This is a genomic window from Cohnella ginsengisoli (assembly GCF_029525555.1).
Taxonomy (GTDB): Bacteria; Bacillota; Bacilli; order Paenibacillales; family Paenibacillaceae; genus Cohnella; species Cohnella ginsengisoli.
In genome coordinates, this window is record NZ_JAPDHZ010000002.1 from 1,952,930 (window position 1) to 1,969,372 (window position 16,443).

Below are 16,443 nucleotides of genomic sequence, written 5' to 3' on the forward strand. Positions count from 1 at the left end.
CGCTTTCCTCGCTTGCACGGCCAGCGTCCGCGCACTATGCTGCTGCAGCCGCGCACTTCTCGCCTACAGCACACGCAGCCGGCACGCTGCCAACCCTCTCTCCCGCGGGCGATTCACGGAATCGCGGCGAAATGCCCCGGTCCGACCTCGCGCAGCGGAGCGCCTTCGCCGGTCCACGCCGCGCGGTCCCAGGCGATCCGCTTGGCCGCGGCACGCGGGTCCGGCACCGGAATCGCCGACAGCAGCGCCTGCGTGTACGGATGCAGCGGGTTGTCGTACAGCTCGTCGCTGTCCGCCACCTCGACGAGGCGGCCGGCATACATGACGCCGATCCGGTCGGAAATATGGCGGACCATCGACAGGTCGTGCGCGATGAACAGATACGTCAGGCCGAACTCGGCCTGCAGGTCCTCGAGCATGTTGACGACCTGCGCCTGCACGGAGACGTCGAGTGCGGAGATCGGCTCGTCGCAGACCACGAACTCCGGCCGGACCGAGAGCGCCCTCGCGATCGACAGCCGCTGCCGCTGACCGCCGCTGAATTCGTGCGGATAACGGGTCAGATGCTCCCGTTTGAGCCCGACCTTGACGAGCAGGTCGGCGACCGCTTCCTTGCGGGCGCTGCCGGCATGCACGCCGTGAATGTCCATCGGCTCGCCGATCAGCTCGAGCACGTTCATCCCCGGATTCAGCGATGAATACGGGTCCTGGAAGATGCTCTGGATCCGTCGCCGGAACGGCCTCAGCGCTTTGTCGTCAAGCGCGGACAGCGGCTGGCCATCGTACAGAACTTCGCCCTCCGTATAGTCGTACAGCCGCAGCAGGCAGCGCCCGACCGTCGACTTGCCGCTGCCGGACTCGCCCACGAGGCCGAACGTCTCGCCCTTTCGAATGCCGAAGCTCACGCCGTCGACCGCCTTCAGTACCTGCGTCGTTCTGCCCCAGACGTCCTTTTCCTTGGCAAAATGCTTCTTGAGACCCCGGACGTCTACCAGCGTCTTGGCCGCGTTATCCATCCGAATCCCTCCCCCCCGCTCGCGCCGGCGCCATTATCGCCGTAGCCTCTCTCGCGCGCGTCGCTGTCACGGTTATCGCGCTCGGCCAAGTCCGCGTCCGGTTTAACAACCTCGCCCGTCCCGGCGCCGGCCGCCGAATGCTCCGCATCGTGCAGCCAGCACAGCGCCCGGTGACCCTCGCCCAGCTCGAACAGCGGCGGGCGCTCCGTGCACTTGCCGAAGGCATGCGGACAGCGCTCGATGAACGGGCAGCCCGGCGGCGGATCCAGCAGATCCGGCGGCGTGCCCTCGATCGGCACGAGCCGCTCGCGCGTGCCGCCCCCGCGCTTCGGTACCGACTTCAGCAGCCCCTGCGTGTACGGATGGCCGGGGCGGTAGAAGATGTCTTCGACGGTGCCTTCCTCCATCACCATGCCGCCGTACATGACGACGACCCGCGTGCACACTTGGGCGACAACGCCGAGATCGTGCGTGATCAGCACGATGCCCATGTTCGACTTCGCCTTGATATCCTTCAGCAGATCGAGGATCTGCGCCTGGATCGTCACGTCCAGCGCCGTCGTCGGCTCGTCGGCGAGCAGCAGCTCGGGCTCGCAGGAGAGCGCCATGGCGATCATGACCCGCTGCCGCATGCCGCCGCTGAACTCGTGCGGATACTGCTCGAGACGGCGCTCCGGCTCGCTGATGCCGACCTCGCGCAGCTTGGCTGCCGCCTCCAGCCTCGCGGCTTCTTTGCCGAGTCCGCGGTGCCTGCGGATGACCTCGATCATCTGTGCGCCGATTTTTTTCACCGGATTGAGCGCCGTCATCGGATCCTGGAACACCATCGCGATCCGATTGCCCCGCAGCTTGCGCCAGCGGCTGTCCGACCGGCCCAGCAGACTCTCGCCGCGATAGCGGATATCGCCGCCGATCACGCGGCCGGGCGGACCGATCAGGCCCAGCGCCGCCTTTGCCGTCACGCTTTTGCCGCTGCCGGACTCGCCGACGATGCCGACCGTCTCGCCCGCGTCGACGTGAAGGCTCACGCCCCGCACCGCTTGGTTCTCCCCGCTCCGGGAGTAGAACGACACGCGGAGATCTTCCATTTCTAGCAGCCGTTCCGTCATGTCCCGTCCCCTCCTTTTCCATTGGATGATGCTTTGCCTTCTGCGTTTAACGAACCTGTAGTCCGCTAACCCTGCGCTAACCGCCATTTCGGCAAAATTACGGATCGCGTGTCCGAAACCCGCTTGCTTTGCCCTGATCTCGTGCGGCGTGGCGGCGAATCGGCTTCCCTTTACATACCGCAGCCTTGCCTAGCCCTCTCCCCTAGCGCTTCACCAGCTTCGGCTCGAAGCCGACGCGCAGGATGTCGCCCAGCACGTTGAAGCTGAGCACCGTGAGCAGGATGAACAAGCCCGGGAACACCGCCAAGTAAGGCGCCTGCGCGATCAGACCCTGGGCGTTGTTCAGCATGCTGCCCCACGTCGCGTTCGGCGCCTGGACGCCGAAGCCGAGGAAGCTGAGCGACGACTCCATCATGATCGCGGAGGCGATGTTGTTCGTCGCTCCGACGATGACGACCGGCATCAGGTTGGGCAGAATGTGTCTCCGGACGATGCCGAAGGTGCCTTGGCCCGACGCGCGCGCATAAAGCACGTACTCCCGTTCCTTGAGCGACATCGTCTCCGCCCTGACGATCCGCGCGATGTTCATCCACATGAGGAGCGAGATGATGATGATCAGGTTGCCGACGCTAGGCTTCAGGAACACGCTCAGCAGCAGCAGAATAAGAAAAGAAGGAATCGACATGACGACTTCGACGAGCCGCATGAGCAGGTTGTCGATCCATCCGCCGAAATAGCCGCTCGCGACGCCGACGACGACGCCGATCCCCGTCGCGAGGATCATCGACGCGAAGCCGACCGTCAGCGAGACGCGGCCGCCATACAGCGCTCTCGTAAAGTAATCGCGCCCATAGTCGTCCGTCCCGAACCAATGCGCGCCGCTCGGCGGTTTCAGTCGTTCGATCGCATTGAGCGCGTTCGGATCGTGCGGGGACAGGAAGGCCAGCGCGGCCGCGACCGTGAATAAGATGAGAATAACGATGCCTGCGATGCCGAATGCGCTCGACCGCAGCTCCTCCGCGACGCTTCGCCATTTGCTCCGGTTCATGTGTTCACCTCTTCGAATTGATTCTCGGGTCCGCTACGCCGTACAGCAGATCCGCGGCCAGGTTGCCCAGGATGAGCATGATGGAGGAGAACAGCGTGATGCCCATGATGACGGGGTAATCCATGCCCCGAACCGCCGTCATGCCGAGCGAGCCGATGCCCGGCCAGGAGAACACCGTCTCCGTCACGATGGCGCCGGCGACCAGCTCGCCCATCGACATGCCGAGCAGCGTGATGATGGGCAGCAGCACGTGCTTCAATACGTGACGCATCAGCACGATGCGCTTGGTCGAGCCGTACGCATACTGGATCTGCACGTAATCCTCGCGCAGCTGTCCGATCGTGCTGGACCGGATATAACGGACGTAGACCGCCAGGAAGCTGAACGCCAGCACGACGCAAGGCATGATCCCGTGCTTGAGTACGTCGAAGGCGCTGTTCACGCCAATCGTGCGCATGCCCATGCTCGGCAGCCAGTGCAGGTGGATGGAGAAATAATAGATCAGCAAAATGGCGAGCCAGAACAGCGGAACCGAGATTCCGACGTAGGCGACCAGGTTGACGAGCTTGTCGATCCAGCGGCCGCGGTTCGCGCCGGCCAGCAGACCGAGCGGGATCGCCAGCAGTACGGCGAGCGCAAGCGCGGCGCCCATCAGCCCCGCCGTGGCGGGCAAGCGATCCAGGATCTGCTCCGTCACCGGCTGATGGTTGACCAGCGAATAGCCGAGATTGCCGGTCACCGCTTCCTTGATCCACAAGAAGTACTGGATATAGGCCGGCTTGTCCAAGCCGAGATTGTGCCGGATGCGCTCGATGTCCTCGGCATGCATGTTCGGCGTGACGAACGACAGCACCGGATCGCCCGGCGCGAGCTTGATCATCGCGAAGCAGACGATCGAGACGAATATCAGCAGCGGTATCGTCTGCAAGAGCCTTCTAATTAAGAGTTGTCTCATTCGGTACGCTCCCCCGGGATGGACGTACAAAAAAATAAGCTGGCGAACCAGCTTATTTTCTTGAACGCCCGGTATTCAACAGCGCTTATTTAAGGTAAAGCTTGGACGGGTCTTCGAAGATGACGACCGGCTTCAGCACGGCTTGGTCGAGTCCGCCATACTTTTTGTCGATGGCGACGATCGTCTTGGTGTAAGCGATCGGATAGATCGCCGCGTCTTCCGCGATGATCTTCTGAACGTCCTTGTAGATCGCTTCGCGCTTCGTCGCGTCGCCTTCGCCCGCGCCTTGCTTGAACAGGGTGTCTACTTGGGCATTGTTGTAGTGCGAGTAGTTGGACGAGCCGTCGGACGTGAACAGCATGCTGTACGCATCCGGATCGAAGCCCATGATGTAGCCCGTGATCGCCAGCTCATAGTCGGTCGCCTTCGGATCGATGAACTTCGCGACCCAAGCCGAGGAGTCCATGCTGTTCAGCTCGACCGCGATGCCGATGTCCTTCAGCTTCTGCTGCACGTAAAGGGAGATCGCTTCCTGCACTTTGTTGCCGCTTTGCACGATGAAGCGCAGCTTCAGGTTGCTCACGCCGGCCGCCTTCAGCAGTTCCTTCGCTTTGGCAACGTCGTTGTCGTAGGTCGGTACGTCGTTCGTCTGGTACAGCACGTCCGGCGTCAGGAACGAATGTGCCGGATCGGCATAATCGGCGGACGTATACGCGACTTGGATCAGCTCTTCGCGATTGAGCGCGTAAGCGATCGCTTGGCGAACTTCTTTCTTGTTCAGCACGCCCGTGTCGCTGTTCTGGTTGAACATCATGTAAGCCAGACGGCCTTCGCTGTAAGGCTGAATGTCGAAGTTGCCCGTCGCTTCGATCGTGGACACGTCCTGCGGATCGAGATACTTCACGTTGATCTCGCCGTTTTGAAGCGCGAGGTTCGCGGCGTTCGTATCCTTCGCGATGCGGTACGTGATCGAATCGAGGTGCGGCTTGCCGCCGAAGTAGCCGTCGAAGCGCTCGAGCGTCAAGTATTCGCCGGTCTTATATTCTTTGAACTTGAACGCGCCGGAGCCGACAGGATTTTTGTTCTTGTCGCTCTTCTCGATGTTCGCTTCGTTTTCGAAGACATGCTTCGGAATCGGGAACACTTGCACGAGCGTCGCTTCGAAGCCCGGCGCGACCTGCGGCAGCTTGAGCTGAACCGTCGTGTCGTCGACCTTCGTCGCTTGGACCGGCTTGCCGCCGATGATGAAGTTGCCGCGCAGGAAGCTGTTCTGGGACTCGTCGAGGATCTTGTCGATCGTGAACACGACGTCGTCCGCCGTCAGCGGCTGGCCGTCATGCCAGGTGAGGCCGCTCTTCAGCTTCAGCGTATAAGTAAGCTTGTCCTCGGACAGATCGAGGCTGTCGGCCAAGTAGAACGTCTTCTTGCCGTTGTTCACTTGGAACAGCGGCGCGTAGAGCGCTTGGTCGATCGTCAGGCTGACGCGGTCGCCCGCGTAGTTCGGGTTCAGCACGACCGGGTCCGATGCGACTGCGACGATCAGGCTGCCGCCGTCTTTGGCTTCGCCGCTCGCCGCCGGCTGCGAGCCGGATGCCGAGGCGCTGGCGGACGCCGTGCCCGAGGCGCTTGGAGAAGCGTTGTTCGCGTTGTTGTTGCCGGAGCACGCGCTTGCGAGCATGGTGAGCAGCGCAAGTACGACGATGCCGGAAAAGCGTTTTTTGTTGCGGTTAAGCATAGTTTCACCCTCCACCGTATCTCTGTATCTGTTTTTGTAACAGTTAATCCATACTACATCGGATTACTCGGCATTGCAAGGGGCATCCAAATAAAAATCTTGTCGATTTTTAGCCTAATTCATCGATAATCTTCATATTATATTCCTTAAACGACATACCGACAACTTAGCCATTCAAAATATGGTATGCCACGACAGCCTTGGAATTATGTACAAGCTACCGATCGGCGCCATTGCAGGGCGAAGCAAAGCAACAGGCTCCCTCGCGTTGCGGCAAGGGAGCCTGTTGCGCTGCGCTAAGCGATCCGTCAATCGCGCAGCCGAATCAGAAACGTCTTGATCTCGTAAGGCGCCAGCGCGAACAGCAGGGGCTCGCCGTCGTAGCGGAGCTCGCCGATCGGGCGCTCCAGCAGGTCGCATTCCTGCCACGAGGCGATCTCGCAGCCTAACGTCAGCGTCGCGACGCCGCGTCCGCCCGCATATTCATGCAGCCGGACGATCAGCGCGTCCTCGTCTTCCGCTTTTTTTGATCGCGTCGATGGCGATATGCTCCCCATCCGCGCGCAGCAGCGACTTGCCCGCGAACGCGCTCGCGCCCGGAACCGCCAGCAGCGGATTGTTGAGCGCCCATGCCGCCGTCGCCGTACCGCCGGCAGCCCAATCTCCTGCGTGCGGGTAAAGCGAATAAGTGAACAGATGCTCCCCCTGGTCGGCATTCGGATCGGGATCGATCGCGGATTTGATGAGCGACAGGCGGATGACATTGTCTTTAATGTCATGGCCGTACTTGCAATCGTTGAGCAGGCTGACGCCGTAGCCGCGCTCGGACAGATCGACCCACTGATGGCCGACGGTCTCGAATCGGGCGTGGTCCCAGCTCGTGTTCCAGTGCGTCGGACGCTTCACGTTGCCGAATTGGATGTCGTAAGTCGCCTCCGTGGCGCGAATCTCGACGGGAAAAGCAACCTTCAGCAGTTGCTGGCGCTCTTGCCAGTCCGCGCGCGTGACGAAGTCGATCCGCCTATCTTCCGCATAGACGATGAGACGCTGTTCGATGACGGACGCCCCGTACGCCCATTCGAATCGCAGAACGGCGCGCAGCGCGCCGCATTCGACGAGCTCGAGCTTCCGCAGATCCGTCACTTCGCGCTGCTTCTCCTGATAGAACAGGTCGATGTCCCACGCTTCGAACATTTTCGGCTTGTCCTCGAAGACTTGCAGCTCGTTGGCGCGCGCGCCCTGAGGCAGCACCTCGCGCGACAAGCCGCGGTCGTACAGGCGGACCAGCCGGCCGGCCCCGTCGAACGCCAGCTCATAATGAGGCGTCCGGAGCACGCCGTCCTCCCATGCGAACGCCTTGTCTCCCGCTACCGGCTCCGCTAACGGATCAAACCGCAGCGTCGCCGCCCCTGTGGCCGGCACGTTCTCCGCCAGCACGAGCCATTCGCTGCCGGTGTATTCCGACCGAAGCTGCCGTCCGTCCTCGGTTAGCCATGCTCCCTTCGAAGCTGCGCCTGCCGACGCCGGAATTTCGACCAGTTCGGTACGGTCGAACGCGGCGCCGTTATACACGCTGACGACAGCGCCGTCCGCCTGCCCGGCCAATCGCTCGGCCGCGGCCTGGATTGCTTCCCTGCCTAAGCGCTCCGCTTCCGCATACTCCTCCCTTGCATCCGCATAGACGGCGCCGATGGACGAGCCCGGGATGATATCGTGGAACTGGTTGCGCAAGATCGTCGTCCAGCCCTCGCGCAGCTCCTCCTTCGGATACGCCGACCAATCGCCGCCGCCTACAATCGCGCTTAACGACTGCAGCCACTCCGCTTCGCGGTACATCAGCTCGAGCTTGCGGTTCATTCTTTTATTGTAGGCTTGGCTCGTATACGTGCCGCGGTGGTACTCGAGGTACAACTCCCCGTCCCACGTATGGACGTACCGATCCGTTCCTTCTACCGTTTCGTGCAGCTTGTCGAAAAAGTCTCCGGCCCGCCCCGGCACGATCTTGGGCAATCCGGGTATCTCGTCGAGCCGCCGCCGCATCTCCAGCATATGCCGGTTCACGCCTCCGCCTCCGTCCCCGTAGCCGTAAGACAGCAGAAGCTCGCGGTTGATATCCTTGTCGCGGTACGTGTCCCAGATCCCCTTGACGGTGAACGGCTCGATCTGGCCGTTGTACGTGTACCACCAGACGTTAGGATCCGCGACCTCGGGCGTCGTGATGAAGTGCGTCAGTATTTCCGAGCCGTCGATGCCCCGCCACTTGAACGTATCGTGCGGCATCCGGTTGTACTGGTTCCAGCTGATCTTGGTCGTCATGAACGTCTTGATGCCGGACTTACGCAAAATCTGAGGCAGCGCCCAGCTGTAGCCGAACACGTCGGGCAGCCACAGGTAATCGCATTCGACGTCGAACTCGTCGCGGAAAAAACGCGTGCCGTGCAGGATCTGCCGCACAAGCGACTCGCCGCTCGTCAGGTTGCAGTCCGCTTCGAGCCACATCGCGCCGCCGGCTTCCCAGCGCCCTTCCTTGACACGCTCGCGGATTTGCTCGTAGATCTCGGGGTAGTCCTTTTTTCAAGTAGGCGTACAGCTGGGGCTGCGTCTGGAGGAAGACGTACTCCGGATATTTCTCCATGAGGCGGAGGACGGTCGAAAACGACCGCGCCGACTTTTCCCGCGTATGCTTGAGCTGCCACAGCCAAGCGACGTCAATGTGGGTGTGCCCGATGGCGCGGACGGTTACCGGATGGCGCTTGTCCAGCTCGGATACAGCCGTGCGAAGCGCGTTCGCCGCCAGCTCAACCGAGGCATAGAAGTCGTCCGAGCCCGGGCGCGACCAATCGACGAGCAAAAAAAGCCCTGTCCGCAGCCGTCAACAGGTCGTGCTTGGACGGATTGGATTCCTCCAGGATCTTGGCCGTCTCCAGCGCGGCGCGCCCCGTGAAGTACAGATCGTCGGCGGCGGCATCCAGTACGGCAAGCTCGGCGCGCTTGAACTGATGCTCCTGATCGCGCGGACCTCCGCCGCCTTCGAGTCCCGACCACAGCCTGAAGACGAGCTCGATCTCGCTGCCGGCGAGCTCCGCCGGAATAAAGACCTCTTGATGATTCGTGTCGACGCCCTGAAAGGGACGGCCGTTCAAATACAGCAACGACTCGAAGGCCGAGTTGTTGCCCGGTCCGGTCAGGCCGAAGTCGAACAAACCGACGACTTCCCGGTCCTTCCAATCCTCGGGCACGCGAACCGTGCGCCGCAGCCAGACGTACCGGTCGTAGCCGACCCAGCGGTCGCCCTTGCGCATGCGAAGCTCGCCCGCCATTGCCGGCGGACGGTGCACGCCGTTCGCGCCCGCCTCGTCCTCCTGCATCTCCCATTCGTCCAGCGCCAGCGCATGACGATAGCGGTACGAGGCCAACTCCTCAATTCTTTTCTGAAGCTTCTCCACGATCCAAAACATGAATGAATGCCTCCTCAACCGAATTATGACACGTGTTATAATCGTTCGAAAAAAGCGTGGACGTTACCCGCCTTAGCCTTTGGGAACGCTGTCCCCCGGCCTGATCGACGCTCGCAGCCAGCGCTTCGAACCGCGCTCGCCCTGCGAAGGCTCAAGCAGCAGTCGAACCGCCTCTTCCCCCATTTCAGCGTAAGGGATCTCCACGGAGGCAAGCGACGGGCTCAAGTACGCGTTGCTCCTGCGGGTGTTGTCCCCGGCCATCAGGACGAGCTCGTCTCCGATGCGGATGCCTCGCTTCCAGGCCGCCCTGTACAACGGCACTGCGCCCACCGACCAATTGATCAGAATCGGCGGCAGTCCTCTGCCTGCTGCGGCCGTCTCTTCCAAATACAGGCCGAGCCACGCCTCGTCATGCACGTGAAAGCGATGAACGACCGGCGTCCAGCCTCTCGCGGAGCACCAGGCTTCGTAAGCGGCAATGCGATCGCGCTCCGCCCAATTCCGCTCGGGCCGGTCTTCGTAGGCCTCGAGGTACACGGGATAACGATCCGCCGTGCCGCCCAAATAGTCCAGCGCTTCGCGAATGCTGTCGCGGTAATCGGCGAGCACCGAAGCGACGCCCTCCGTCCCGGCATAGCCTTCGACGGACACGTAAGGGACGCCGGACTCCCGGACGCGCGCGATCCACGCCGCGCTCTCGTAGTCCGTATCGTCGAGCGTGACGATGCCGTCGATTCTGCGCTGGCGGTACAGGTCGAGCATGTCGAGCCTGTCTTGTTCGTCTTCGCTCTGGCCGCTGATGAGCACGTGGTAGCCGCGCTCCGCGCAAGCCTTCTGCATGCCCTCGAGCACCTGCAGGAATAGCGGATTTTTCATGTCGCCGAAAGCGGCCACGCACCGGCTGAGCCCGGTCTTCATCGCCCTCGCCTGCGCGTCCACCTGGTAGTTCAGGTCTTTGATCGCTTTTAACACTTTTGCTCTTGTCTCGGGACCGACGCCGATGCCGGGCGTGCCGTTGATGACGGCGGACACGAGGCTCCGGGACACGCCCGCGGCTTTGGCCACGTCAAAACTTGTCGCTCGCTTGCCGGTATTCGGCGTCTTGCCTTTGCCTGTCATAGTCGCACCTCACCGAGAATATAACACGTATTATACCCATGCGCAATCGGCTTTTTTTCGCGTCTAAACGATATCCCCTTCGGTCAGGATTCGGCTTATATTCGCGTTTGAACGATATCCCCTTCGGTCAGGCTCGCTTTCCGGCAGCCCTGCCTATTCGAACAGCGACAGCGCGAGATAGATCGCCGTCCCCCACATGAGGAGCGCGGAGCTCTTGTTCAGCGCGACGAGAAAGCGGCCCGAGGGGTCGGCCTTGCCCGCGATTCTGCCCGCAAGCGCGAGCCCGTGGAACCACAGCCACGACACGGCGATGGAGGTGAGCGCAAATGCGAGCTTGTCCCAGCCGTCGTAGCGCAGCGCGCTCGTGCCGATCACGCCGACCGCGTCCATGATCGCGTGCGGATTAAGCAGCGACAGGGAGGCGGTCAACGCGATCTGGCGCCTCGCGCCGAGCCCTTCGGCTTGTCCGCCGTTCGCGGCGGCTGGCTTGCTGCGCCAGATCACCCGCCCCATGTACAGCAAAAACAGCACGCCGACGGAAATAAGCGAAATCTTGATCCAGGCGATGCCCAGCGCGATTGCGGAAACGCCGAATACGGCGAGCGAGATGAGCAGCGTGTCGCAGACCGAAGCCGTGATCGTGATCGGCAGCGCGCGGACGTAACGAGGCTGCAAGGCTCCCTGGTTGAAGACGAATACGTTTTGCGCGCCGAGCGGAAGGATGAGTCCGAGCGCGAGGAGAAAGGCGTTGATGACGACGTGCAGCATGATGCGGTTTCTCTCCGTTCTAAGGCGCGATGGGAATGGTCGGCGGCCTTTATGCCGTTTTCATGACGGCTGTCCCGGCAAAGAGAAAGAGGCCGGTCCGCGTCGCGCTCGCGACGTCGGGACCGCCTCCGGCTCTAGCCGATTTGTGCATAGCATGGCGTCAGGGAATATCCCTCGAGACCGCTGCCTCATAGATCAGCTTCAGGATGGTCGTCTTGGTGATTCGGCCCACGACCTCGGCAACCGGCGATCCGCCGTGCGGATGCGCTTGAACGACGGGCAGGCCGTCCACCTCGTGCTGGATCATCTTGCGCATCGCGTCGAGGACCGTATCGTCCGGCGCGACGGTGACGATGTTGGGATAGCGGGTCATCACCATGCCCAGGATGACGGCGTCCGCGTGCGCGTTGCCGACGGCGACCTTCAGCAGGTCCTTTCGGGACACGATGCCGCTCAGCGAGCCTGTCGCATCGACCACGATCAGGCTGCCCACGTTTTCGAGGAAAAGCGAGACGACGGCGTCGCCGACCGTCGCCGTCTCGCGGAGGACGACGGGGACGCCCATAATTTCCTTCACGCGCATTCGCAGGACGGCGTCCTGTCCGGACGCTCCCGCATCGCTAGGCGCCGCGGCCGGAAAGTAGCCGACCTTGGGCTTGGCGTCGATGTAGCCCAGCATCGCCAGCAAGCCGAGATCCGACCGGATCGACGGGCGGGTGACGCCCAGCGCCTCCGCGATCTGCTCGCCGGTGATCGGCGCGCGCTTGCGAACCAGGTCGACGATCTCGAGCTGGCGCGTTGTTAGTTCGAGCATGGCAACCTCCAGGCTGGACGACTCTTTTCCCCCATTGTAACCGATCCGCGTCCCGATCACACCCCTGTCGCGTACCGTCGCCGGATCACGATAGCCCGCATTTTCCGCCCGGTTGCCTGCCTTCCATATCGATCAGATCGCCTGAATGGTCCGGCTCTCTTCGTCCTCGGCCGCGTTCTCGATCGCCGCCTGCGCGGCCGCGATCCGCGCCATCGGGATGCGGTACGGCGAGCAGCTGACATAATCGAGTCCCGCGCGATGGCAGAACGCGATCGAATCCTTGTCCCCGCCGTGCTCCCCGCAAATGCCCGTCTTCAAGCCCGGCTTGCGCGAGCGTCCCTTCATCGCCGCCCATTCGATCAGCTGCCCGACGCCGTCCGGATCCAGCACCTGGAACGGATTGTGCGGGAGCAGCTTCTGCTCCAGATAGTGCGACAGGAAGCCGCCCTCCGCGTCGTCCCTGCTGTAACCGTAAGTCATCTGCGTCAGATCGTTCGTGCCGAAGGAAAAGAAGTCCGCATGGACCGCGATCCGATCGGCCGTCAGCGCGGCGCGCGGAACCTCGATCATGGTGCCTATCTTATAACCGCAGGCGATCTTGCCCGCTTCGCCGAGCACGCTGTCCGCGGCACGGTCGACCCTTTCGCGCAGCAGGCTCAGCTCGCTCGCGTCGCCGACCAGCGGGATCATGATCTCCGGATGGACGGAGATTCCCCCGCCGATGCAGGCCGCCGCCGCCCGGAAGACCGCCTCGGCTTGCATGTCGTAGATCTCGGGATAGACGATTCCCAGCCGGCAGCCCCGCTGTCCGAGCATCGGATTAGCTTCATGCAGGGCATGAACCTTGCGGATCATCCGCCGCAGCTGCTCCTGCTCCTCTTCCGTCTCCGCCGCCTGCAGCTTCTGCTGAAGCTCTCCCGCATGCGGCAGAAACTCGTGCAACGGCGGATCGAGCAGCCGGATCGTCACGGGCAATCCGTCCATTTCCCGGAACAGCCCCTCGAAGTCGGCCTGCTGCATCGGCAGCAGCAGCGCAAGCGCGGCCAGCCGCTCTTCGCGCGAATCCGCCATGATCATCGCCTGCATGACGGTCAGCCGTTCCGGCGCAAAAAACATATGCTCCGTCCGGCACAGTCCGATGCCCTCGGCGCCGAAGCCGCGCGCGATCCCGGCGTCCGCCGGCGTATCCGCATTGGCGTAGACGCGCAGCCTGCGGACGTCGTCCGCCCAACGCAGCACCTGCTGCAGCTCGTCCGTAACCGCCGCCTCCTTGAGCGGAATGCGGCCGGCGTATATGCTGCCGCTGGTGCCGTCCAGCGTCAGCCAATCGCCCTCGGCGATCGTCCGCCCGGCTGCCGTCGCCTGCCGCTGCTCCGGATCGATTCGCATCTCCTCGCAGCCGCATACGCACGGCTTGCCCATGCCTCGCGCTACGACCGCCGCATGACTCGTCATGCCGCCCCGGCTGGTGAGTACGCCCTCCGCGGCGAGCACGCCGTGGATATCCTCCGGCGTCGTCTCGGCGCGCACGAGAATGACGGGCTTGCCCGCCTGCCCCCATGCCGCGGCCGTGTCCGCGTCGAAAACGGCCATACCGACGGCCGCGCCCGGAGACGCGGGCAGGCCGGACGCGATCGCCTCTCCCGCCGCGTCCTCGTCGATGCCGCGATGGAGCAGCTGCTCCAGATGGGACACCTCGATCCGCATCAGCGCTTCCTCGCGCGAGACGACGCCTTCGGACGCGAGGTCCACGGCGATCCGCAGCGCCGCTTGGGCGTTGCGCTTGCCGCCGCGCGTCTGCAGCACGTAGAGCTCGCCGCGCTCCACCGTGAACTCGATGTCCTGCATGTCCGCGTAATGCAGCTCCAGGCGCCCGCACAGCTCGGACAGCTCCTCGTATACTCGCGGCATGACGTCCTTTAAAGTAGCGATCGACTGCGGCGTGCGCACGCCGGCGACGACGTCTTCGCCCTGCGCGTTCGTCAAGTACTCGCCGAACAGCGCCCGCTCCCCGGTAGACGGATTGCGCGTGAACACGACGCCGGTGCCGCAGTCGTCTCCCTTATTGCCGAACACCATGCTCTGAACGTTGACCGCCGTGCCCTGCTCGTCGGGAATCCGGTTGATCTTGCGGTACACCTGCGCCCGCTGGTTGTGCCAGGACTTGAACACGGCTTCGGTCGCAAGCGTCAGCTGCTCGTGCACGTCCTGGGGAAAATCGATGCCCGAGAACGCCTTGACGCAGCCCTTGTACTCGCCGATCAGCTGTAACCAACCCTCGGCCGACACCTCTTGATCCTGCTCGACGCCGAGCTCTCGCTTCAGACGGCGCAGCAGCCGCTCGAAACGGATGGATTCGATGCCGAGCACCACTTGGCCGAACATCTGGATGAGCCGCCGGTAGCAATCGTAGGCGAAGCGGTCATTGCCCGTGCCCGCGGCCAGTCCCTTCACGGTCTCGTCGTTCAGTCCCAGATTGAGGATCGTGTCCATCATCCCGGGCATCGAATCGACCGATCCCGACCGGACGGAGACGAGCAGCGGATCGGCCGGATCGCCGAGCCGCTGCCCCTTCTTCTCCTCCAGTCGCGTTACGGCTTCCCTCATCTGCAGCTGCAGCTCGCCCGAGATCCGGTTGCCCGCCCGGAAAAAAGCGCGGCATGCCTCCGTCGTTATTGTAAACCCCGGAGGCACCGGAAGACCGACGCGCGTCATTTCCGCCAGATTGGCGCCTTTCCCGCCCAGCAGCGTCCGCATGCCGGCATTGCCTTCTTCAAAGGAATAAACCCAGGATTGCAAACTCATCAATCTTCGCCCTCGCTCGCTTCGACCGTCTCCAAGCAGCCTTCCTGCCCGCACACGCCGTATATTTTTTTCACGCCGTTGGTCGGAATCGTATACATGAGCTGCTGACAATGCTTGCAGATGACCATACCGAGTTCGAGTCCTGGCGCGGTTCCCTGTAAGGCGTTCGTGGCGTTCGACATGCTGATTCTCCTCCCGGCGGTTCGGAGTGATGCCGCCATTGAATTTTATTATGTGTCATAATTATATATATGAGTCATTAATAATGCAATAATGAATCTTAATTATATTTAAAATGATCAATAAATACATAATGAGTAGTTTTACGCTTAATTAAGACGCACAATATTAAAGCAACGTTATTTCCTTAGCCCTCGAATCGCCTGGCCACCTGAACGAACATCGGACCGCGCAATTGCGCTTCGTCTCCCCCCCTCCAGCGGCAGCTCCTGAATTCGCATTGATTTTGTACGCTGAAATTACAAAAAAAGGCGACGGGAGCGCCCAGGCTTTGCCTGAGGCCACCATCGCCTTTTTCATTTCGCCTACGGGTAAGATCGCCTAACGATGCCATTCGCCAGCTGCTACAACTCGCCTAAAGGTACAACGCTGCTTTCAGCATCGTTTTTTTGGGCGACGTCGCGCGGGGCCAGCAGCAGGTCGGCCAGTTGCTTCACCGCCGTCTCCCCCATAAAGGCCACAGGGGTCTTGATGGCCATATACGGCCGAAGCTGCCGCTCCGGCCGGCTGTCGTCATCCAGCAAGATGAGCGGCACATCCTCGGGCATGCGCAGGCCGAACGCCCGCAAAGTCGCCGCTGCCCCCCTCCGCCAGCTCCTCATTCTCGACGACGACGGCGGCAGGCGCCTCCCGGCAGGCAAGCGCCTCGGCCATGAGGCGGCGTCCTTCTTCCGCTTGCTCGGTTCTGTTCGCGCGCAGCAGTTGAAGGCCGCTCGCGTCATGGCGGCCGAGTCCGCTGCGGAGCGCGTAGAACCGATCCGCCTGACCCGCCGCATCGCGCTCCGCATCGCAAGCCCCGATATACGCGAAGCGGCGGAAGCCGCGGCCTCTCCAATGCGCGATCAGCCGCTCCACCGCCTCGCGATAGTCGATGACGACCGAGTCGTAAGCCACGTCGTCCGGGGATGCGCCCACGAACACTGCGGGAAGCCCCCGCGCGCGAAGTCGGGCCAGCTCTTCGGCGTCGAGACGGTCGACGGCAACGATGCCGTCCAGCACTTCGGGGCGCGCCGCCTTGTCAGGCAGGCCGACCAGGGATACGCATTCCATGCCGCGAGCCCGGCAAGCTCGCTCTACGCCGGTCAGCAGGGCGCTGCGCCACCGGTCCGCCTGCCTTGCCGCCCGGCTCGTCCTGCCGAGCAGGCCGATGCGCCCGATCGGCGCCCTTCGCGGCCATTGGCCGCTGCGCGCGGACCCGGACGCAGCCTCGAATACGCGCCTGCGGATGTCCTCTCCGATCGCCAGCGTCGGGTCGTAGCTGAGCACCTGCGCCGCCGCTGAAGCGGATATCCCTGTCCGCGCGGCGATCTCCTGGATCGTCGTCATACGCCAAGCCTCCTTATGACATCGTATACGCCCCGGCAGCCGACAGCAGT

The 16,443-nt window shown here is 62.7% G+C and carries 12 protein-coding genes and 1 pseudogene; all 13 read right to left on the minus strand.

All coding sequences use genetic code 11. The features are described from left to right. Nucleotides 1-113: 113 nt before the first annotated feature. The 13 genes and pseudogenes from OMP38_RS09235 to OMP38_RS09295 all read right to left on the minus strand — a co-directional run bounded on the left by OMP38_RS09235 (nucleotide 114) and on the right by OMP38_RS09295 (nucleotide 16,393). A complete protein-coding gene (locus tag OMP38_RS09235; protein ID WP_277564811.1) occupies nucleotides 114-1,016 on the minus strand; it encodes an ABC transporter ATP-binding protein in 903 nt (300 codons plus the stop codon). After that, entirely contained in the window at nucleotides 989-2,125 is a 1,137-nt protein-coding gene (locus tag OMP38_RS09240) for an ABC transporter ATP-binding protein (protein WP_277564812.1), read from the minus strand. Before OMP38_RS09240 ends, OMP38_RS09235 begins: the two co-directional genes overlap by 28 nt. A 202-nt stretch (nucleotides 2,126-2,327) precedes the next feature. After that, on the minus strand, nucleotides 2,328-3,173 hold the full coding sequence (locus OMP38_RS09245; protein ID WP_277564813.1) for an ABC transporter permease: 846 nt from the start codon (nucleotides 3,171-3,173) through the stop codon (nucleotides 2,328-2,330). 4 nt (nucleotides 3,174-3,177) lie between these two features. Further along, complete coding sequence (locus tag OMP38_RS09250; protein WP_277564814.1) at nucleotides 3,178-4,128, minus strand: ABC transporter permease; 951 nt, start codon at nucleotides 4,126-4,128, stop codon at nucleotides 3,178-3,180. An 85-nt stretch (nucleotides 4,129-4,213) separates the two neighbouring features. Continuing rightward, complete coding sequence (locus tag OMP38_RS09255) at nucleotides 4,214-5,863, minus strand: ABC transporter substrate-binding protein (protein ID WP_277564815.1); 1,650 nt, start codon at nucleotides 5,861-5,863, stop codon at nucleotides 4,214-4,216. A 308-nt stretch (nucleotides 5,864-6,171) separates the two neighbouring features. Beyond that, a pseudogene (locus tag OMP38_RS09260) lies at nucleotides 6,172-9,321 on the minus strand (alpha-mannosidase). A 72-nt stretch (nucleotides 9,322-9,393) separates the two neighbouring features. After that, nucleotides 9,394-10,440, minus strand: coding sequence for a LacI family DNA-binding transcriptional regulator (locus OMP38_RS09265; protein WP_277564816.1), 1,047 nt, complete (start codon nucleotides 10,438-10,440; stop codon nucleotides 9,394-9,396). Nucleotides 10,441-10,593: 153 nt separating this feature from the next. After that, on the minus strand, nucleotides 10,594-11,208 hold the full coding sequence (locus OMP38_RS09270) for a LysE/ArgO family amino acid transporter (RefSeq protein ID WP_277564817.1): 615 nt from the start codon (nucleotides 11,206-11,208) through the stop codon (nucleotides 10,594-10,596). A gap of 160 nt (nucleotides 11,209-11,368) precedes the next feature. Next, nucleotides 11,369-12,022, minus strand: coding sequence for a helix-turn-helix transcriptional regulator (locus tag OMP38_RS09275; RefSeq protein WP_277564818.1), 654 nt, complete (start codon nucleotides 12,020-12,022; stop codon nucleotides 11,369-11,371). 132 nt (nucleotides 12,023-12,154) lie between these two features. Then, nucleotides 12,155-14,827, minus strand: a complete 2,673-nt coding sequence (gene ppdK / locus OMP38_RS09280) for a pyruvate, phosphate dikinase (protein WP_277564819.1) — start codon at nucleotides 14,825-14,827, stop codon at nucleotides 12,155-12,157. After that, the gene (locus OMP38_RS09285) at nucleotides 14,827-15,009 is read right to left on the minus strand and encodes a GapA-binding peptide SR1P (protein WP_277564820.1); all 183 of its coding nucleotides are present in this window, start codon (nucleotides 15,007-15,009) and stop codon (nucleotides 14,827-14,829) included. Before OMP38_RS09285 ends, ppdK begins: the two co-directional genes overlap by 1 nt. A gap of 402 nt (nucleotides 15,010-15,411) precedes the next feature. Then, nucleotides 15,412-15,591: a hypothetical protein gene (locus tag OMP38_RS09290; RefSeq protein WP_277564821.1), complete on the minus strand. Its 180-nt coding sequence runs from the start codon at nucleotides 15,589-15,591 to the stop codon at nucleotides 15,412-15,414. Further along, a complete protein-coding gene (locus OMP38_RS09295) occupies nucleotides 15,581-16,393 on the minus strand; it encodes a LacI family DNA-binding transcriptional regulator (protein ID WP_277564822.1) in 813 nt (270 codons plus the stop codon). The genes OMP38_RS09290 and OMP38_RS09295 overlap by 11 nt, the downstream gene beginning before the upstream one ends. Nucleotides 16,394-16,443 lie beyond the last annotated feature (50 nt).